Source organism: Saccharothrix sp. NRRL B-16348, from assembly GCF_001280085.1.
Taxonomy (GTDB): domain Bacteria; phylum Actinomycetota; class Actinomycetes; order Mycobacteriales; family Pseudonocardiaceae; genus Actinosynnema.
In genome coordinates this window covers 42752-60152 of the sequence record NZ_LGED01000024.1, presented here as the reverse complement: position 1 = coordinate 60152, position 17401 = coordinate 42752, and the positions used below count along the sequence as shown (strand labels likewise).

Genomic DNA, 17401 nt, shown 5'->3' with positions numbered 1-17401 from the left:
ACACCCGGGGCGGGATCTACACGGCCGGGCGGTGTCCACGCCGGGCCCTTGGTCTCGTTGCGCCGCAACGACTTCAGGCGGCGGCCTGGTACCGGGCATACCGGTAGGAGCGACGCGCGCGGTTGGCCTTGTCCAGCGCGGCCCGGCGGGCCGGGGTCATCGGCCGCACCGGCTTGGCGGCACTGACCAGGTAAAGACTCGCGAAGTTGCGGCACCCGCTGGCCCGGTGGCGTACGTAGAGCACCGCGACCGGATCAGCACCACCAGGGCGCAGCCCCCGCGCCCGCAGCTGCCGGCGGGTGGCGAGCGTGTCGCGGGGGGCACAACCCCAGGTCAGCAGCGGTAATCCGTCCACCGTGCCGCGCGTGAGCACCGACCCCGTGGTCCAGGGCACCGACTCCACCCACACCCACGGAAACCGGCGACCCATCACGCCACCGCCACCGAGACCAGGGCCGCCGCGACCAGCAACAGCGCCAGAGTCAGGCAGTCCACCGCGGTACGCACCCGTCGATACTTAGAATCCGCGATCAGCGCCAGGCGCACGGTGTCCACGGCCTTCGCCATCTCCCCCGGCTGCTCCGCCAACGCCGCCAACAGCTCCGACGGCCTCCCGGCGAACCCGGACAGGAACACGAACCCGTAGTCGTCGTCACGACCGAACCGCGGACGCACCACGTTGAGCAGCAACACCACCGCCGCCAACGCCGGAACCGACGCCACCCACAACAACAACTCCGCCGCGAATGGCACCGGCCGCGTCGCCAACGCCACCACCCCCGCCAACGCGGCACCGAACAGCGGCAACAACATGCCCGCCTTCGCGTCACCCCGCACGATCTGCGCCGCCACATCGGTGTGCGCCGAATCCAACCGCTCTTCGACCACGCTGACGTCGGCCATCACGCCACCCGCGTCACAGTCGCAGCGGCACGACGCGCGGCGTTGCGGGCGGCGTTCCGACGCGCCTTACGACCCTTGCCCTTGCTCTTGCCGAACACTGGCGTCGGCAACGCCGTCGCGATCGCCACCGGCCACGCCATCCGCTCCGCGTCCTCCAGCTCGGCCGCGGCCTGATCGACGCTGACGCTGCCGTACTTCGGGGTGATCCCGGCCAGCGCACGGGCCAGGATGCGCCGGTTACGACGCTCCCGCGCCGACCCGTCCAATAGCCCCGACGTCGGCTCACCCAACGCGATCTCCACCGACACCTGCGCGTCCAGGAGCGCCAGGGCCGCAGAGGTCAGGCCGTCCGGGTAGTTGCTCGTCGTGTCCATCGAAAGCCTCCGCTGTAGAGACCCCCTTGCGCCCCGCAAGGGGGGGTTGCAGAGGTCACGTTAGACAGCCCTGCTTGCGTTCGTCAACCCCCTCTTGCGAAGATGGTGCAAGCCCCCTTGCACAGGAAGGTGGAGGCGTGGAAGAGCAGGTCAAGCAGCTACGTGAGATCCAGGACCCCGTACGCCGCGCACAACAGGCGAGCGACCTGGTCGGCAGGTTCCAGGCCGCAGTAACCGAGATCTCCAGACTTCGCAAGGAAGCTCTAGAGGAGATGTCCGTGCTCGGCATGTCGCAGACCGAGATCGCCAAACACCTCGACATGACACGTTCGCGAGTGGGGCAACTATTGAAGACCGGCCCTAAGATTGAACGCGCATTCTTTGGCACGGGTTCAAAATTGATCGTGGCTGTAGGCGGGAAGCTTGAGGCCAAGAACAATAACCCCGGACCGGTTGTAGCGCAGGAAGACTTTCAAGCTTACGACGAGTTTCGAAGCTTGGCCAGCGGGCTGGACTTCGAAACGGATTACGAGGTCGTACAACCGCCCGGCATGATTAATCTTAACCGGGATGACCTGGTAGTAATTTGTGGACCTCGACTATCGCCGCTAATTGCTCAAGTTCTCGAATCTGATGTCAATATCGGGTTTGACCGCGACAGTAAGGGGTGGCACTTGCTGGACCGGGTGCAGCAAAAATTTTACCGCTCTCCAATGGATGACGGCACGCCCGCCGATTACGCGTACGTCGGCAAATTGCCCAGGCTTGACGGCAGGGGAACTTTTCTGTATATCGCAGGCATTCATGCTGTAGGAGCGGCAGGGGTCGTGCACTTCCTTGACGGCCATATCGCCGAACTCTACCGCGAAGTAAAAGATGGTCGATTCTCCACGGTAGTTCAGTGCACGTTTGATGCGGCCACCCGAAGGGTGTTGTCTTCTAAGCGTGTCGCTCCCATCTACAAGTAGGACGGCGGTTCCATGCGCGCAGAACTGGACAGTCGCCCGGGAAGCTCGGCAAAGCCAAATGAGGATTGGGCCGCAGCGACCAACAGGATTGCCGTGGTCCTAGACGGCTTGACCGCACCTGGAGGCCTGGGAACTGGATGTATGCACGGTGTCCCCTGGTTCGTAGAGAGGATGGGATCGGCGCTAGTGGCCAATCTGGCAGACGACGATTTGGATATGCGCTCTGCCTTGGCTGCGTCCATCGACGCGACAGCAAGGATTCACGTATCTACATGCGACTTGGGAAATCCGGGGACACCTTCGGCTACTGTTCTCGCGCTGCGCGAAAGGGGTGAATCCCTCGATTGGCTGGTCTTGGCAGACTCAACTTTGCTGCTTGACTGCACGGAAGGGATTAAGGCAATCAGTGATGATCGTGTAGCCCAGGTGAACCAAGCGCAGCATGAAGCCGCTATAAGTTCGGACACGGATACTGAGGAACACGAGAAGAATGTTAGCCTCCTCGTGGAGGCGCAACGGCTTGTCCGTAATACGCCCGGCGGCTACTGGGTGGCAGGCACCAATCCGGAGGCTGCGGCAGAAGCGCTGAGCGGCTCCATGTCGAAGGTGCTGGTGAAACGTGCAGCGTTGCTATCAGACGGCGCTGCCAGGCTGCAAGAGTTCGACGTGGCGAGTTGGAGAAGTATCATGGACACTCTGGAGTCTTCCGGCCCTAGAGGCCTGATTTCTGCCGTGCGCGACGTAGAAGACAGTGACCCGAAAGGGCGACGCTGGCCGCGATACAAGAAGAGCGACGACGCAACGGCGGTCTATCTGTCATTCGGATAAATGCAAACGGCCCTGGTGGGCCGTATGGCGTGACAGCCTTTCAACGTCAGGTCAGTCCTCTTCGCGCTGAGCGCGCTCGCGCAGGCTCCGACGCAACTTCTCCATGTCCCAGCGGGCATGACCGCCCGCCGTCACGAACTCGGGTTCGACCAGGCCGGCACGCCACCAGCGCGCCAACGTCACGCGGTCGATGCCCAGCTCGGCAGCCGCGACGCCCGTCGGAACGAGCTTCGGACGAGGTGTCACAGGGTCACTCTGACGGACTAATTGCCTCGAAACACCCCAGGTGACGCGCTTGTCACTGATCGACTCGTAAGCCTCGCTAGACTCTGATGCATCGTTTGCCTCAGTCGGGAGGACTTCAGTGGGGTTTCAGATCACACTGACCGAGGAGCAGGTGTCCCAGATGTGGGCCTACCTCGCGCGCTGCGTCAACGAGGTGGAGAGCTACCTGCGCGACGGCGACATCGCGGGCGCGAACGCGTTCATGGACGAGGTGCTGAACGAGGCAGGTAAGGGCTGCCACGACCTCGTCCTGGACACGAGCGCCAGGCTCAGGGGGCAGGCAGACTGGCGAACGTTCATCCCGTACGAGTAGCCGCCACTGCGGCCCCTGGACAGCTGGGACAGGTCAGGTGCTGTCCCACCTGTCCCTCTGTCCCTCTAGGCTATCTGACCTGCGGAAACAGCAGGGACAGGGTGTCCCTCACCTGTCCCTGCCTGTCCCTCATTGCCGGGCTGGCCAGTGTTCGCGGCTTCGGTCGGCGCGTCGGGTGCCGGTGCGGGCTAGGCTGCTCCGCTATGGCGAGTCCGGCGGAGATTGAGCGCAAGGTGCGGCAGCTCGACAACGACGTTCAGTCGATCTACGAAATGCTTGCGAGCATCGAAGCGACGCAGAAGCGGCAGGGCAACCGGCTCACCGAGATCGCGGAGAAGCAGACGGAGCACGGAGAGAAGCTTGATCAGATCCTGGCCTTGCTGCGCGGTGGGCAGGCGGGGACGTCCGACGCGTAACGGCAGGTCGCGACGGGTACTGGTCGTGCTCATGTCGACTGCCGGGACAGGTGGACAGGTCAGGTGCTGTCCCACCTGTCCCTCTGTCCCTCTAGGCCGTCTGACCTGCGGAAACAGCAGGGACAGGGTGTCCCTCACCTGTCCCTGCCTGTCCCTCTAGATCAACAACTATGGGATGGGTCTCTCTCTATAAAGATTTATAACGTTTTAGTAAAGGTGCAGGTAGAGTGCTGTTCCCCGTGTCCCGGGGTCTCCCTGTGAGGGTGTGCGTGCCGCTCGCGCGGTAGTCCCGTTTGAGGGACACAAGCGGCTGGACCACTCTCATGCCCAGCGGCGTCGGGCAACGTCGTGCCGTACCGATCCGCTGTCCTGCGGCCTTCAGGGTGGTCGGGTAGCGAGCCCGGCGCGTCAGAGGGTCGCACAGAGGGCGCTGAGGAGCCCGTGGAGCGCCTGACGCGTTCTCCTGATGGTCCGCAGTGGGCGAAGTTAGGTGGAGGCGTACTGCACTGCTCGTCCGGGCTCGACTCCGCTGGGCATGAGAGTGGTCCAGCCGCTTGTGTCCTCTACGTTCAGGGTACGTCCACGTCTAGGTCCAGGGCCGCGTATGCGCTGGTCAGGGCCGTTGTGGTGAACGGTCTGTAAATCCGTCGCGAAAGCTACAGAGGTTCGAATCCTCTACCCGCCACGCTCGTCGAGGACCCTTGCTTGCAGAAAGCGCAAGCAGGGGTCCTCGCTTTATTTCTCCTGGGGGTGCAACCCCCAGACCCCGCCCGGCGGGCGCTGCCCCCGGACCCCCGTTCGTAGGTGTCACGTTCGCGAGGGCGTCCCCCGTTCGTAGTCGGGTTCGCGGCATCGGTCCCCGATCGTGGGGGCGACCCTCTTCATGGGTCGGTGGGTTCGGCCGTGCGTGGTGGCTTGCGGCGTCGCACGGTGTCCGTACCGGGGGTGACCTGGTCCTTGACGTAGGTGAGGCCGGCGCGCAAGCGCTTCCTCTCGCTTGCGTGCCGGCCTCGTGTGCAGCATAACCCATATCGAACGCCTGTTCGAGGGTTACGCGATGGCGGCTCGGCCCGCCTCCGTCAGCTCCGCGCCCGTGCGCTCGTCCAGACCCACTGCCCGCCGTGCCCGCAGCAGCCCCGCGTGGACCAGGTCGTGCGTGACCATCTGGTCGCAGCACGGCAGCCCGTCCACGTACAGGTCGGGCTCGCGTCCCCCCGACAGCTCCGCCCGACCAGCGGCAACGGCGCGGAGCATCGACTTCGCCCGGCCGGACAGCTCCCTCGCAACGTTCATGGCGACCCCCTCGCCCGTCCTTCCCGTACCTGCTTCCTCGTCATGTAAGAGGTCTGGACCTGCACTCCGAGTACCCCTCTCGGACAAGTTCACTCGGGTGGACGAGGGCAGCACCCACTGTCCCCTCTTGCGCCGTTCGGACGACGACGCCACGCCGACCGGTTGCTCCGTTCAGCCCAACCGAACTACCCGCGACCGGTCGGCGCTCCGATCGCACCCGTTGTCGCCGGTTGGTCCGGGCGGGGCCGGTGGGGCGTCGAGACTGGAACACATGAGCGAAATCCTCATCGCCCTCGCCGCACTCGCGACCGGTGTCGCCCTGGGTCTGGTCGTCCGGTCCGCCGGGCGCCGCCGGACGCCACGGGTCGCCGACGCGCGCGAACTGCTCCACGCCGCCGACGACCTGGAGTACGGCCTGAACACCGTGCTCGACTTCGGCCCGCTGTCGCTGTCCGAACTCGCCTCGGTCGACCTGCCCGCGAAACTCGACCGGGTCGCCTCGACCGGCGAGGTCCCGAGGGCGACCCTGGCCACGCTGAAGGCGCACACCGAGAAGATCGCCCTGCACCCCTACCCCGAGCAGCGCGACCTGCTCACCGCGGTCCGGGAGGACGAGGCCGCGGTGTGGCTGGCGTTGCGCGACGCGATCGGCAGCGGCGCGGCGCAGCACGTCGCGGCCACGCAGGCCCGCTTGGTGCTGGACGAGATCCGCGACGGCCTGCGGCACGAGAGCCGGGAACTGCTGGAGGTCTAACGGGCGGGACGGCGCTGCCAGGTCGTCCACAGCGGCCGGTAGCCGTGGGAGTACCAGAACGGCGCGGACAGGGGGTTGGGCAGGGCGTGGTGCAGCAGCGTCACGCCGACGCCCACCTCGTCCAGCGCCTCGTGCGCGTGGTCCGCGAGCGCCGCGCCGATGCCGCCGCCACGCGCGTCCTCGCGCACGCCCAGCAGCCCGATGTACGCGACCGGCCGCACGGACGTCCGCCCGGCGATCCAGTCCGAGTGCCCCGGCAGGTCGTAGTAGAGGAACCCGACGACCTCCCCGTCGCGCTCCGCCAACCACCCGCACGGCTCCGGCCGGTCCAGCAGCGACGCGATGTGCTCGCGCAGCCGCTCGGCGCTGGACGGCCGGGCGGTGACCATGCCGAACCGGCTGTCGAACCGCACCGTCTCCAGGTTCAGCTCCACCGCCACGTCCAGGTTCTCGGGCCCCAGCGGCACGACCTTCACCGTCGAACCGCCCTCGACGCCGCGGCCGGGCAGCCGGGCGGCGGTCACCAGCAACGGCGCGAAACCGTGCCGCGCCAGCACTTCCGCGGCCTCGACGGCACGGCTGGGCACGGTCACCAGCGCGGCCGTGTCGTGGTCGCCAGCGCCGCTCAACGGCCACCGGCGCAGCAGGTCGTCCAGGTCGGCGCCGGGGTACCAGTGCAAGGAGTGCGTGCGCAGCGCGCCCCACGAGGCGTTCAGGGCGTCCGGGGACAGTTCCGAGAACGAGTACGGGTCGTCCACGGGAGCGATCTCGGGCAGCAACGGGTCCACACCTGCCAGCTAACCCGCTCTGGACGTAGATTGCCCGCCGTGGATCTCTACGTGGTCGACGCGTTCACCGACCGCGCGTTCGCGGGCAACCCGGCGGGCGTGGTGCTGCTGGACGGTCCGGCGGACGAGCGGTGGATGCAGGCCGTCGCCGCCGAGATGAAGCACGCCGAGACGGCGTTCGTGCGGGTAGACCACGTCGACCCGCTGCCGCTGCGCTGGTTCACGCCCGTCGCCGAGGTCGACCTGTGCGGCCACGCCACCCTGGCCACCGCGCACGTGCTCGGCGGCGGTCGCAGCTTCGCCACCCGCAGCGGCGTGCTCACCTGCACGGCCGAGGACGGCTGGGTGGAGATGGACTTCCCGGCCGACCCGGCGGAGCCGATCGAGATGACCACCCCGCTGCGCGCGGGCCTGCCGGGCGTCACGGTGAAGGCCGTCGCGCAGGCGGTGTCGGACGTCCTGGTCGAAGCCGCCTCCGCCGACGAGGTCCGCGAGCTGCGCCCGGACTTCGCCGCGCTCGCCGAGGTGCCCGGCCGCGGTGTGATCGTGACCGCACCGGGCGACCGGCCGGGCCTCGACGTGGTGAGCCGGTGCTTCTACCCCTCCTACGGAGTCCCGGAGGATTCCGTAACCGGTTCCGCGCACTGCACGCTCGCCTCGTGGTGGACGCCCCGGTTCGGTCGCGCGAACCTGCTGGCCGAGCAGGCGTCGGCCCGCGGAGGGCTGGTCCGGACCACTCTGGAGCAAGATCGCGTACGGCTCGCCGGACAGGCCGTGACGGTGATCCGGGGCCGACTGATCGTGTGATCCGATCTGTTACTTCTGGTGGCGTTCCGCTACACGACCTGCCATTTCGTCCCCCGACCGGGGTACATTGGCAGCCTTGGAGGGGTCCTGGTCGGTGTTCGGGGCCCCTCAGTCACGCCCGGAGCCCGCAGGCCGCGACCCGGCCTGCCGCGACGACGGCCGACGAGGAGGCTGGATGTCCGACCACGCGTCGGCCACGGCGCCCAGCGCGCCGACCCGGTCCACGAACCGCGCGTTCAGCGTGTTCGCGGTCCTGCTCCTCGTCGCGGGCGCGCTGTCCGCGTTCCTGGTCGGCAGCTGGCTGCCGGACTCGGACCCCGACGTCGACCTGTGGTGGACCGGCCCGCTGCTCGTGATCGGGTTCCTGCTCGCCGAGCAGCTGGCCATCAACGTCGACGTGCGCAGCGGCGTGGCGTGGACCATCTCGTTCACCGAGATCCCGCTCGTGCTCGGCCTGCTGGTCGCGCCGTTCGAGATCGTGCTCGCCGCGCACGTGGTCGCGGGCGTGGGCACGCTGCTCGGCCGCCGCGTGCTCGACCGCGCCGTCTACAACGCGGGCCTGATGTTCATGGAGATCTCGGTGGCCTTCGCGGTCGCCGAGCTCGTCAAGCGGTTCCTCGGCGCGGAAGGCCCGTTCTGGGCGGGCGCGTTCGTCGGCACGATCGCGGTGCCCCTGCTGGCCAGCGTGCTCGGCCTGACCGCGTTGCGGATCATGGGCAAGGGCATGCGGGTCGCGCCGAGCCTGCGCCTGGTGCTCCAGACGCTCGTGGTGGCCCTGCTGAACACCTCCGCGGGCCTGGCCGGCTACGAGATCGCCGACAAGGCGCCGTGGGGCGGCCTGCTGATCGGCCTGGTCTTCCTCGGCATCACGGCGATCTACCTGGCCTACTCGGGTCTGCTGCGCGAGCAGCGCGACCTGGAGGCGCTCAGCGAGGTCTCGTTGCGGGTGGCCCGCTCCGGCCGCCACGTCACCGGACCGCGCGGCGCCAACCAGGAGGAGGACGACGGCTGCGGCGAGGACGACGACTGGCAGCTCATCGCCGAGCGCATCCGCGAGCAGCTGAACGCCAACCGGGTCGTGCTGCGGCTGCGCACCGACCCGCAGGCCCCGATGCGCACGCTGGTCGCGGGCGAGCCGCTGCCGCCGGGCATGCGCCGCGACGACCCGCGCGTGCTGCGCGAGGACGCCATGCTCCAACTGCCCGGCGCCCAGGTGCGGTACTTCCGCATCGTGGACGCGGGCGAAGAGGTCTCCGAGGCACTGGTCCGCCGTGACGCGCAGGAAGCGCTGGTCGTGCCGTTGCGCGGGGCGACCCAGCTGCTCGGCGCGGTCGAGGTGCACGACCGGCTCAGCCGGTGGCGCGGCTTCGGCAAGGCCGACATCCAGCTCCTGCGCACGCTGGCCAGCCACCTGTCCACCGCGGTGGACAACCGCCGCCTGCTCGCCCGGCTGCGCCACGACGCCTACCACGACCCGTTGACCGGCCTGCTCAACCGGCCCGGCTTCCGCGAGGCGGCCAACGAGCCGATGCGCGAGGCGAACACGGCCGTGGTGGTCCGCATCGACCTCGACGTGCTGTCCACCGTCTCCGACGCGCTCGGCCAGGCGTGGGGCAACCGGATGGTCGTCGCCGCCGGCCGCAGGCTGCGCGACGAGCTGGGGCCCGAGGTGCCGCTGGCCAGGCTGGAGGGCGGCGCGTTCGCCGCGCTGCTGCTGGACCGGCAGGCCGAGCAGATCCAGGAGATCGCCGAACGGCTGCGCGCCGCGCTGTCCGTGCCCTACCCCGTCGACCGGCTCACCGTCGAGGCGGGCGCGGTCGTCGGCTGGGCCACCACGGCGGACTGCGAGGTCGAGGACCCCGACCCCGACGCGTTGCTGCAGCGCGCCGACGTGGCGGTGCGGGCGACCAGCGACAACGAGCCGCTGCGCCAGTACGCGCCGAGCATGGGCCAGATCTTCCTGCGCCGCTTCCAGCTGGTGACGCAGTTCCGGTCGGCGCTGGAGAACGGCCAGATCTCCGTGCACTACCAGCCGAAGGTCGCGCTGCCGAGCCGCCAGGTCGTCGGCGCGGAGGCGCTGGTGCGCTGGAAGCACCCCGAGTTCGGCCGCGTCGACCCGGACGAGTTCGTGCCCGCGGTCGAGGCGACCGGCCTGGTGGACGTGCTCACGGACTTCGTCATGGACACGGCGCTGGCGCGGGTGCGGCTCTGGATCGACCGCGGCCTGCGGATGTCCATCGCGGTGAACCTGTCCGTGCGGACGTTGGCCGACGAGGAGTTCCCGGACCGCGTGGCGGCGGCGTTGAAGCGCCACGAGGTGCCGCCGGAGCTGCTGACGTTCGAGCTGACCGAGTCCGGCGTGATGGCCGACCCCGAGCGCGCGCTACCCGTGCTGCGGCGGCTGCACCAGATGGGCGTCGTGCTCGCCGTGGACGACTTCGGCACGGGCTACTCGTCGCTGGCGTACCTGCGGCAGCTGCCGGTGGACGAGGTGAAGATCGACAAGAGCTTCGTCCTGGGCATGGGCACCGACCTGGGCGACATGGCGGTGGTCCGGTCGATCGTGGAGCTCGGCCACTCGCTGGGGCTCACGGTCGTCGCCGAGGGCGTCGAGGACGACGCCGCGCGCGACCAGCTCGTGGGCATGGGCTGCGACGTGGCGCAGGGCTACCTGATCTCCCGGCCGCTGTCCGAGGACCGCTTCGAGGCCTGGTTGCGGGCGCGGACGGTCCAGGTCAGGGGAGCCCGGGATGAGACGGTGCTCACCTTGGTCCACTGAGAGGCCACCCCGATTTCCGTCCCGAGGCACGCCTGTTGTAGAGTTCTCCTCGCTGCAAGAGCAACAGCAAGCCCCTTTAGCTCAGTCGGCAGAGCGTCTCCATGGTAAGGAGAAGGTCTACGGTTCGATTCCGTAAAGGGGCTCTACAACTGGCCGCGGTGCTCATGCATCGCGGCTGTGTTGTCTAAAGCGGTGTAGCTCAGTTGGTAGAGCAAGCGGCTCATAATCGCTGTGTCGCCGGTTCAAGTCCGGCCACCGCTACTCAGTTGGATCCCCGCCAGGCGGTAAGCCCGCACTGGTCGCCCGGTCGGGTCGGGGCAGACGAGCTCTAGGAAGGCAAGGACTCCGTGGCTGCAACCGACGTACGCCCCAAGATCACCCTCGCGTGCGAGGAGTGCAAGCACCGGAACTACATCACCAGGAAGAACCGGCGCAACGACCCGGACCGCCTGGAGATCAAGAAGTTCTGCCCGAACTGCAAGACCCACCGCGCTCACAAGGAAACGCGCTGAGCCGGTAGCCAGACTCACGACGAGGCCCGTCCCGGGATCCGGGGCGGGCCTCGTCGCGTGCGACCTGCCCCCGTATAACCTGCTCCGCGTGCCTCTCGACCAGTCGTTCGTCGGACGTTCCTACCCGCCGTCGCCGCCCTACGAAGTCGGCCGCGAGAAGATCCGCGAGTTCGCCGACGCGGTCGGCGCGACCAGCCCGCTGCACCGCGACCCCGAAGCCGCCCGCGCGGCCGGGTACCGCGACGTCATCGCGCCGCCCACGTTCGCGATCATCGTGTCGCTGAAGGCGAACGACGTGCTGGTCGAGGACCCCGACCTCGGCCTCGACTACACCCGCGTGGTGCACGGCGACCAGGCGTTCGCCCACCACCGGCCGATCGTCGCGGGCGACCGGCTCACCTGCGTGCTGCACGTGGACGGCATCACGTCGCGGATGGGCAACGACATGCTGGCGCTGCGCGCCGAGGTGAGCACCGAGGACGGCGAGGCCGTCACGACCGGCACCTGCACGCTCGTGGTGCGAGGGGAGGGCGCGTGATCCGCGCGTCGGAGGTCTCCGTCGGCGACGAGCTGCCGCCGCTGTCCCTGCGCATCACCCGCGCGGACCTCGTCCGGTACGCGGGCGCGTCCGGCGACTTCAACCCGATCCACTGGAACGAGCGGTTCGCCCGCGAGGTCGGCCTGCCCGGCGTCATCGCGCACGGGATGCTCACCATGGGCATGGCCGTCCGGATCGTCACCGAGTGGGTGGGCGACCCCGGCGCGGTCGTCCAGTACGGCGTGCGGTTCGGCAGGCCCGTTCCGGTGCCTGACGACGACAAGGGCGCGTTGGTGGAGGTCACCGCGAAGGTGACCAAGCTCCTGGACGACGGGACGGTCAAGGTCAACGTGACGGCGTCGTTCGAGGGCAAGTCCGTGCTCGGCGGCGCGTCGGCCATCGTCCGGCTGGGCGCCTAGAACCCGCACAGCGCGCTGGTGTGCGGGCCGGTGGCGGTCGCCGAACGCCGCTCCACGTCGGCCACCAGCACCTCGCACGCCACGTCACCGCCGTCGGGCCCGATCGTGACGGTCAGCACGCCGTGATCGGGCTCGCCGGTGGCGAGCAGCTCCATCCGCCAGGGCAGCTCGATCAGCTCCTCCTGGCGCGTCTCGCCGGCCCGGAAGGTCGAGTAGGTGACGGTGGCCCGCTCCGCCGTGCCGCTGACCCGGTAGACGACCCGGACCGGCGGCTCCGGCGCCGTGGTCAGCACGACGAGCGCGAGCGCGCCCACCACGAGCGCCGCCGAGGCCCCGATCACGAGCCACTTGCGGCCCGGGCGCACTGGTGGGTCGGACTCCGCCATCTGCTCGCGCTCCTTCAGGTGAAGATCGATTCGGCTGAATGGACCATCGGTCCCGTTCTACCGACGGTTACACCGGTCACCCAAAGGGGTTAGGTCAGAAACCCGAGCAACTCGCGACCGCGTTCGGGCCGGACGCGGTCGCGGTCTTCCGCGCCACGCCGTCCACGGTCACCTCGCACGTCACCGTGCCGCCGTCCACGCCGGTCGTGACGTCCAGCGTCCCGCCGCGGGCCGTGCCCATGAGGGTGAACTCCTTGGTCCACGGGAACGTGCCGACGACCTCTTCGTCGGTGCGGCCGTCGCCGAGCGCGGAGTAGCTGACGGTCGCCTCCGGCGCGTCGCCCGTCACCTCGTAGACCAGCACGGAGCCCTTCTCGGCCTGGGCTTGGAGGTCGTCGAGCGCGTTCTCGGCGTCGGAAGAGGCCCCGCCCAGCAGCGCCACCCACGCGACGCAGACGGCGAGGCCGATCGCGGACAGCACGATGCCGGCGATGGCGACGCCCTTGTTGTCCGCCTGCCCGCGCACGACCCTGACCAGGCCGAACAGCCCCAGGCCCAGCCCGACGACGACCAGCGGCCACGCGACCACGCCGACGACCGGGATGAAGCTGAACACCAGGCCCAGGAGCCCGAGTACGAACCCGGCGGTGCCCAGGCCGTTGCGCTGTGGGTCGGACATGACCCCTCCGCTCCGTCAGAGTGGTACACATCACAGTTACCCGCCGTGACGCGAAAGAGTCTCAATACGACGAAAGGCACCCCCATCGGAGGTGCCTTTCGTGACGGAGCGTCGAAACTGTGTGCTACTCGACCTCGGCCAGCAGCTCGGCCATGCGCGTCACGCCGGTCTTCAGGTCGTCGTCGCCCAACGCGTACGACAACCGCAGGTAGCCGGGCGTGCCGAACGCCTCACCGGGCACCACGGCCACCTCGGCGTGCTCCAGGATCAGCGCCGCCAGCTGGACCGTGTCGCCGATCTCGACCCCGCGCAGCTTCTTGCCGATCAACGCCTTCACCGACGGGTACACGTAGAACGCGCCCTTCGGGGTCGGGCACTCCACACCGGGGATCGCGGACAGCAGGTCGACGATGGTGCGGCGACGGCGGTCGAACGCCTCGCGCATCTCGTGCGCCGCGTCCAGCGGCCCGGACACGGCCTCCAGCGCGGCCCGCTGCGACACGTTCGCCACGTTCGAGGTCAGGTGGGACTGGAGGTTCGCGGCGGCCTTCACCACGTCGGTCGGGCCGATCAGCCAGCCGACCCGCCAGCCCGTCATCGCGTAGGTCTTGGCCACGCCGTTGAGCACGATCGTGCGGTCCGCCATCGCGGGCACGGCCACCGGCAGCGACACCGACTCGGCGCCGTCGTACACCAGGTGCTCGTAGATCTCGTCGGTGATCACCCACAGCCCGTGCGCCAGCGCCCACTCGCCGATCGCGGTGATCTGCTCGCGGGTGTAGACCGAGCCGGTCGGGTTGGACGGCGAGCACAGCAGCAGCACCTTGGACTTCGGGGTGCGCGCCGCCTCCAGCTGCTCCACCGTGACCAGGTAGTCGGTCGACTCGTCGGCCGTGACCTGCACCGGGACGCCGCCCGCCAGCGTGATCGCCTCGGGGTAGGTGGTCCAGTACGGCGCCGGCAGCAGCACCTCGTCGCCCGGGTCGACGACCGTCGCGAACGCCTGGTAGACGGCCTGCTTGCCGCCGTTGGTGATCAGCACCTGCGCGGCGGTGACCTCGTAGCCCGAGTCGCGCTTGGTCTTCGCGGCTACGGCTTCCCGCAGCTCGGGCAGGCCCGCGGCGGGCGTGTAGCGGTGGTTCTTCGGGTCCGCGCACGCCGCCTGAGCTGCGGCGACGATGGCGTCAGGGGTCGGGAAGTCGGGCTCGCCCGCACCGAAGCCGATCACCGGTCGGCCCGCGGCCTTGAGCGCCTTCGCCTTGGCGTCGACCGCGAGGGTGGCGGACTCGGCGATGCCGCCGATCCGCTGGGAGATCCGCGGGTGCTCGGAGGTACTGGTCCCGGTGGTCGTCTCAGGCGTGCCCATGCCGCCAATCGTGGCAGATCGCACAACGGGGCAAGCGCCCGGCACCCCCTCTGACCGGGCCAGTTGGAAGGAGGGGCACTTGGTGCCGTATGCTTCCGGTCTTGGAACGTCCAGTCGCTGCCTCACGGGCCACGTGAGGAGGGTGCGGGGCGTCTCCAGCCAGGGGATCCGGGGTCGCCGGAGCCCAAAGGGGTGTAGCTCAACTGGCAGAGCAGCGGTCTCCAAAACCGCAGGTTGCAGGTTCAAGTCCTGTCGCCCCTGCGTCGAAGCGCGATGGTGAGCGGAGGACGGCATGAGCGAGGGCCGCGAGCAGGACCAGCCGGAAGAGCGCGAGGGCGCGTCCCGGCCGGTTACCGCCGCAGCGCGGCGCGAGCGCCGTGGTTCCGCGCGTCCGGCGGGCCGCAAGGACTCCGTTGAGGCGAAGAAGTCGGCCGAGGCCGACTCCGACGCCGAGGGGACCAAGAAGGGCCGTGCCACGCGTTCGCGGGCGGATTCGGAGAAGCGGGTCGGTTTCTTCGCCCGCATCGTCCGGTACGTCCGCGAGGTGGTCAGCGAGCTGCGGAAGGTCATCTGGCCGACCCGCAAGCAGATGATCACCTACACCGGAGTCGTGTTGGTCTTCGTGGCCTTCATGGTGGCGTTGGTGTTCGGCCTGGATTCGGCCTTCGCCTGGGGCATGTTCAGGGTGTTCGGCTGAGCCGATCACCTGCCGCCCCGGGTGGCGGCGGACATGTGATGCATGAGAGGAAGCGAGACCCACAGTGACCTCCGAGAACGGCGGCGTTGACGCCCAGGAGCTGAACGACCTGACCGACGAGCGGGACTTCGACGGTGGCGTCGAGGACGTCGAGCAGGCGGAGGCGTCGGAGGAGACCGAGGAGTCCGCCCCCGTCGAGGCCGAGTCCGACGACGACACCGAGTCGGGTGGCGATGTCGAGTCCGGTGGCGATGTCGAGTCGGGCGGTGACGTCGAGTCCGGTGGTGACGTCGAGGCCGCCGTCGTCGACATCGACGCCGAGCCCGCGGACCCCGCCGAGGAGATGCGCGAAGCACTGCGGCGCGCGCCCGGCGACTGGTACGTCGTGCACTCGTACGCGGGCTACGAGAACAAGGTCAAGACGAACCTCGAGACGCGCATCCAGACCCTCGACATGGAGGACTACATCTTCCAGGTCGAGGTGCCGACCGAGGAAGTCACCGAGATCAAGAACGGCCAGCGCAAGCAGGTGCAGCGCAAGGTGCTGCCCGGCTACATCCTGGTCCGGATGGAACTCAACGACGCGTCGTGGAGCGCGGTGCGCAACACGCCGGGCGTGACGGGTTTCGTCGGCGCGACGTCCAAGCCGTCGCCGCTGACCATCGACGAGGTGCTGAAGTTCCTGCTGCCCCAGGTCGAGCAGAAGCCCGCCGCCGGCAAGAAGAGCGCCACGGCCCCCGCGAAGTCGACCGTCGAGGTGGACTTCGAGGTCGGCGAGTCGGTCACCGTCATGGACGGCCCGTTCGCCACGCTGCCCGCGACGATCAGCGAGGTCAACGCCGACGGCCAGAAGCTGAAGGTCCTGGTGTCTATCTTCGGCCGCGAGACCCCGGTCGAGCTGTCGTTCAGCCAGGTCTCCAAGATCTGACCAGGACAACAAGACTCCGGCTCCCCTGAACAGGGGGAGCCGGCAGCCACGCTGCGGCTGGCAGGGCCGCGCGCGGACACCGCAATAAAGGAACCGAGATGCCACCCAAGAAGAAGAAGCTCGCAGCGATCATCAAGCTGCAGATCAAGGCCGGGGCCGCTAACCCCGCGCCGCCCGTTGGTCCCGCGCTGGGTCAGCACGGCGTCAACATCATGGAGTTCTGCAAGCAGTACAACGCCGCGACCGAGTCGCAGCGCGGCACCGTCGTGCCGGTCGAGATCTCCGTGTACGAAGACCGCTCGTTCGACTTCAAGCTCAAGACCCCGCCGGCCGCGAAGCTGCTGCTCAAGGCCGCCGGTGTGGAGAAGGGCTCGGGCGAGCCGCACCGCCTCAAGGTCGCCAAGGTGACCATGGACCAGGTGCGCGAGATCGCCCAGTCCAAGATGGTCGACCTCAACGCCAACGACGTGGACCAGGCGGCGAAGATCATCGCCGGCACCGCCCGCTCCATGGGCATCACCGTCGAAGGCTGACCTTTCTCTCTTTCGTAGTCGTGGGAGAGCCACGCGCTGGCTCGGGACCACAACTGATCCACTTTAAGGACAGAAGCATGAAGCGCAGCAAGGCGTACAAGAACGCTGCTGAGCTGGTTGACCGTGAGCGGCTCTACTCGCCGCTGGAGGCAGCCAAGCTCGCCAAGGAGACCTCCAAGGTGAAGCTGGACGCGACCGTCGAGGTCGCCATCCGGCTCGGCGTCGACCCCCGCAAGGCCGACCAGATGGTCCGCGGCACCGTGAACCTGCCGCACGGTACGGGCAAGACCGCCCGCGTGATCGTCTTCGCCACCGGTGACAAGGCCGCCGAGGCCGAGGCCGCCGGTGCCGACGCGGTCGGCTCCGAGGACCTGATCGAGCGCATCCAGGGTGGCTGGCTCGACTTCGACGCCGCGATCGCCACGCCCGACCAGATGGCGAAGGTCGGTCGCATCGCCCGCATCCTCGGCCCGCGTGGCCTGATGCCGAACCCGAAGACCGGCACCGTGACGCCCGACGTCACCAAGGCCGTGAACGAGATCAAGGGCGGTAAGATCAACTTCCGCGTGGACAAGCAGGCCAACCTGCACCTCGTGATCGGCAAGGTGTCGTTCGACCCGGAGAAGCTGGTCGAGAACTACGCCGCCGCGCTGGACGAGATCCTGCGCGCCAAGCCGTCCGCGGCCAAGGGGCGGTACCTGAAGAAGATCACCGTCTCGACCACGATGGGCCCGGGCATCCCGGTCGACCCGAACCGGACGCGCAACCTGCTGTCCGACGAGGTCACCGTCTGACCGAGGTTCAGCCGAACCACCCGAAGCGCCCCCCGGCCTCC

At 68.6% G+C, this 17401-nt stretch carries 23 protein-coding genes and 4 tRNA genes; 18 read left to right on the top strand and 9 right to left on the bottom strand.

The features are described 5' to 3' along the window. Nucleotides 1-73: 73 nt before the first annotated feature. From ADK67_RS05445 to ADK67_RS05435, 3 genes are read right to left on the bottom strand one after another with little or no spacing between them, the layout of a single operon-like run. Complete coding sequence (locus ADK67_RS05445; protein WP_053715277.1) at nucleotides 74-430, bottom strand: RRQRL motif-containing zinc-binding protein; 357 nt, start codon at nucleotides 428-430, stop codon at nucleotides 74-76. Continuing rightward, nucleotides 430-903, bottom strand: coding sequence for a Pycsar system effector family protein (locus ADK67_RS54550; RefSeq protein WP_053715276.1), 474 nt, complete (start codon nucleotides 901-903; stop codon nucleotides 430-432). Before ADK67_RS54550 ends, ADK67_RS05445 begins: the two co-directional genes overlap by 1 nt. Next, on the bottom strand, nucleotides 903-1277 hold the full coding sequence (locus ADK67_RS05435) for a hypothetical protein (RefSeq protein WP_053715275.1): 375 nt from the start codon (nucleotides 1275-1277) through the stop codon (nucleotides 903-905). The genes ADK67_RS54550 and ADK67_RS05435 overlap by 1 nt, the downstream gene beginning before the upstream one ends. 137 nt (nucleotides 1278-1414) lie before the next feature. Between ADK67_RS05435 and ADK67_RS48645 the strand changes: the two genes are divergently transcribed. Together ADK67_RS48645 and ADK67_RS48640 are read left to right on the top strand one after the other, a co-directional pair. Continuing rightward, nucleotides 1415-2245, top strand: coding sequence for a sigma-70 family RNA polymerase sigma factor (locus ADK67_RS48645; protein ID WP_082403235.1), 831 nt, complete (start codon nucleotides 1415-1417; stop codon nucleotides 2243-2245). Between the two features lie 186 nt (nucleotides 2246-2431). Beyond that, nucleotides 2432-3073, top strand: a complete 642-nt coding sequence (locus tag ADK67_RS48640; protein WP_197289298.1) for a hypothetical protein — start codon at nucleotides 2432-2434, stop codon at nucleotides 3071-3073. A 51-nt stretch (nucleotides 3074-3124) separates the two neighbouring features. Here ADK67_RS48640 and ADK67_RS05430 read toward each other — a convergent pair whose 3' ends face one another. Further along, a complete protein-coding gene (locus ADK67_RS05430) occupies nucleotides 3125-3319 on the bottom strand; it encodes a hypothetical protein (protein ID WP_053715274.1) in 195 nt (64 codons plus the stop codon). Nucleotides 3320-3437: 118 nt separating this feature from the next. Between ADK67_RS05430 and ADK67_RS05425 the strand changes: the two genes are divergently transcribed. From ADK67_RS05425 to ADK67_RS50465, 3 genes are all read left to right on the top strand, one after another. Next, nucleotides 3438-3671 (top strand): hypothetical protein, encoded by a 234-nt coding sequence (locus ADK67_RS05425; protein WP_053715273.1) that lies wholly within the window; start codon nucleotides 3438-3440, stop codon nucleotides 3669-3671. Between the two features lie 203 nt (nucleotides 3672-3874). After that, nucleotides 3875-4087, top strand: coding sequence for a hypothetical protein (locus tag ADK67_RS05420; RefSeq protein WP_053715272.1), 213 nt, complete (start codon nucleotides 3875-3877; stop codon nucleotides 4085-4087). A 616-nt stretch (nucleotides 4088-4703) separates the two neighbouring features. Next, nucleotides 4704-4772 (top strand) — tRNA-OTHER (locus tag ADK67_RS50465). Between the two features lie 365 nt (nucleotides 4773-5137). Here ADK67_RS50465 and ADK67_RS05415 read toward each other — a convergent pair. Continuing rightward, nucleotides 5138-5380: a hypothetical protein gene (locus ADK67_RS05415; protein WP_053715271.1), complete on the bottom strand. Its 243-nt coding sequence runs from the start codon at nucleotides 5378-5380 to the stop codon at nucleotides 5138-5140. Nucleotides 5381-5651: 271 nt separating this feature from the next. Between ADK67_RS05415 and ADK67_RS05410 the strand changes: the two genes are divergently transcribed. Next, nucleotides 5652-6134, top strand: coding sequence for a hypothetical protein (locus ADK67_RS05410; RefSeq protein WP_053715270.1), 483 nt, complete (start codon nucleotides 5652-5654; stop codon nucleotides 6132-6134). Here the strand turns inward: ADK67_RS05410 and ADK67_RS05405 are convergent. Beyond that, complete coding sequence (locus tag ADK67_RS05405) at nucleotides 6131-6922, bottom strand: GNAT family N-acetyltransferase (protein ID WP_053715269.1); 792 nt, start codon at nucleotides 6920-6922, stop codon at nucleotides 6131-6133. The genes ADK67_RS05410 and ADK67_RS05405 overlap by 4 nt on opposite strands. Before the next feature lie 39 nt (nucleotides 6923-6961). On the opposite strand from ADK67_RS05405, the gene ADK67_RS05400 reads away from it, so the two are divergent. The 7 genes from ADK67_RS05400 to ADK67_RS05370 all read left to right on the top strand — a co-directional run bounded on the left by ADK67_RS05400 (nucleotide 6962) and on the right by ADK67_RS05370 (nucleotide 11977). Further along, nucleotides 6962-7729 (top strand): PhzF family phenazine biosynthesis protein, encoded by a 768-nt coding sequence (locus ADK67_RS05400; RefSeq protein ID WP_053715268.1) that lies wholly within the window; start codon nucleotides 6962-6964, stop codon nucleotides 7727-7729. 175 nt (nucleotides 7730-7904) lie between these two features. Beyond that, nucleotides 7905-10508, top strand: coding sequence for an EAL domain-containing protein (locus ADK67_RS05395; RefSeq protein ID WP_053715267.1), 2604 nt, complete (start codon nucleotides 7905-7907; stop codon nucleotides 10506-10508). Nucleotides 10509-10578: 70 nt separating this feature from the next. After that, nucleotides 10579-10651: transfer RNA gene (locus ADK67_RS05390), tRNA-Thr, on the top strand. A gap of 45 nt (nucleotides 10652-10696) precedes the next feature. Next, nucleotides 10697-10769: transfer RNA gene (locus ADK67_RS05385), tRNA-Met, on the top strand. An 86-nt stretch (nucleotides 10770-10855) separates the two neighbouring features. After that, entirely contained in the window at nucleotides 10856-11020 is a 165-nt protein-coding gene (gene rpmG / locus ADK67_RS05380) for a 50S ribosomal protein L33 (RefSeq protein ID WP_015105301.1), read from the top strand. Between the two features lie 88 nt (nucleotides 11021-11108). Then, nucleotides 11109-11558 carry a MaoC family dehydratase N-terminal domain-containing protein gene (locus ADK67_RS05375; RefSeq protein ID WP_053715266.1) on the top strand — a complete coding sequence of 150 codons (450 nt, stop codon included), beginning with the start codon at nucleotides 11109-11111 and terminating at the stop codon, nucleotides 11556-11558. Then, entirely contained in the window at nucleotides 11555-11977 is a 423-nt protein-coding gene (locus ADK67_RS05370; RefSeq protein WP_053715265.1) for a MaoC family dehydratase, read from the top strand. Before ADK67_RS05375 ends, ADK67_RS05370 begins: the two co-directional genes overlap by 4 nt. On the opposite strand, the gene ADK67_RS05365 is transcribed toward ADK67_RS05370, so the two are convergent. From ADK67_RS05365 to ADK67_RS05355, 3 genes are all read right to left on the bottom strand, one after another. Then, nucleotides 11974-12363 carry a hypothetical protein gene (locus ADK67_RS05365; protein WP_157619941.1) on the bottom strand — a complete coding sequence of 130 codons (390 nt, stop codon included), beginning with the start codon at nucleotides 12361-12363 and terminating at the stop codon, nucleotides 11974-11976. The two genes, ADK67_RS05370 and ADK67_RS05365, sit on opposite strands and share 4 nt — an antisense overlap. A gap of 94 nt (nucleotides 12364-12457) precedes the next feature. Then, on the bottom strand, nucleotides 12458-13042 hold the full coding sequence (locus tag ADK67_RS05360; protein WP_053715263.1) for an MmpS family transport accessory protein: 585 nt from the start codon (nucleotides 13040-13042) through the stop codon (nucleotides 12458-12460). A 124-nt stretch (nucleotides 13043-13166) separates the two neighbouring features. Continuing rightward, nucleotides 13167-14408: a pyridoxal phosphate-dependent aminotransferase gene (locus ADK67_RS05355; RefSeq protein WP_053715262.1), complete on the bottom strand. Its 1242-nt coding sequence runs from the start codon at nucleotides 14406-14408 to the stop codon at nucleotides 13167-13169. 188 nt (nucleotides 14409-14596) lie between these two features. On the opposite strand from ADK67_RS05355, the gene ADK67_RS05350 reads away from it, so the two are divergent. From ADK67_RS05350 to rplA, 5 genes are all read left to right on the top strand, one after another. Further along, a tRNA-Trp gene (locus ADK67_RS05350) sits at nucleotides 14597-14669 on the top strand. 31 nt (nucleotides 14670-14700) lie between these two features. Further along, a complete protein-coding gene (secE, locus tag ADK67_RS05345; protein ID WP_053715261.1) occupies nucleotides 14701-15105 on the top strand; it encodes a preprotein translocase subunit SecE in 405 nt (134 codons plus the stop codon). A gap of 64 nt (nucleotides 15106-15169) precedes the next feature. Then, nucleotides 15170-16033 (top strand): transcription termination/antitermination protein NusG, encoded by an 864-nt coding sequence (gene nusG, locus ADK67_RS05340; protein ID WP_053715260.1) that lies wholly within the window; start codon nucleotides 15170-15172, stop codon nucleotides 16031-16033. 98 nt (nucleotides 16034-16131) lie between these two features. Further along, the gene (rplK, locus tag ADK67_RS05335) at nucleotides 16132-16566 is read left to right on the top strand and encodes a 50S ribosomal protein L11 (protein ID WP_053715259.1); all 435 of its coding nucleotides are present in this window, start codon (nucleotides 16132-16134) and stop codon (nucleotides 16564-16566) included. A 77-nt stretch (nucleotides 16567-16643) separates the two neighbouring features. Further along, the gene (gene rplA / locus ADK67_RS05330) at nucleotides 16644-17360 is read left to right on the top strand and encodes a 50S ribosomal protein L1 (protein WP_053715258.1); all 717 of its coding nucleotides are present in this window, start codon (nucleotides 16644-16646) and stop codon (nucleotides 17358-17360) included. Nucleotides 17361-17401: the final 41 nt, after the last annotated feature.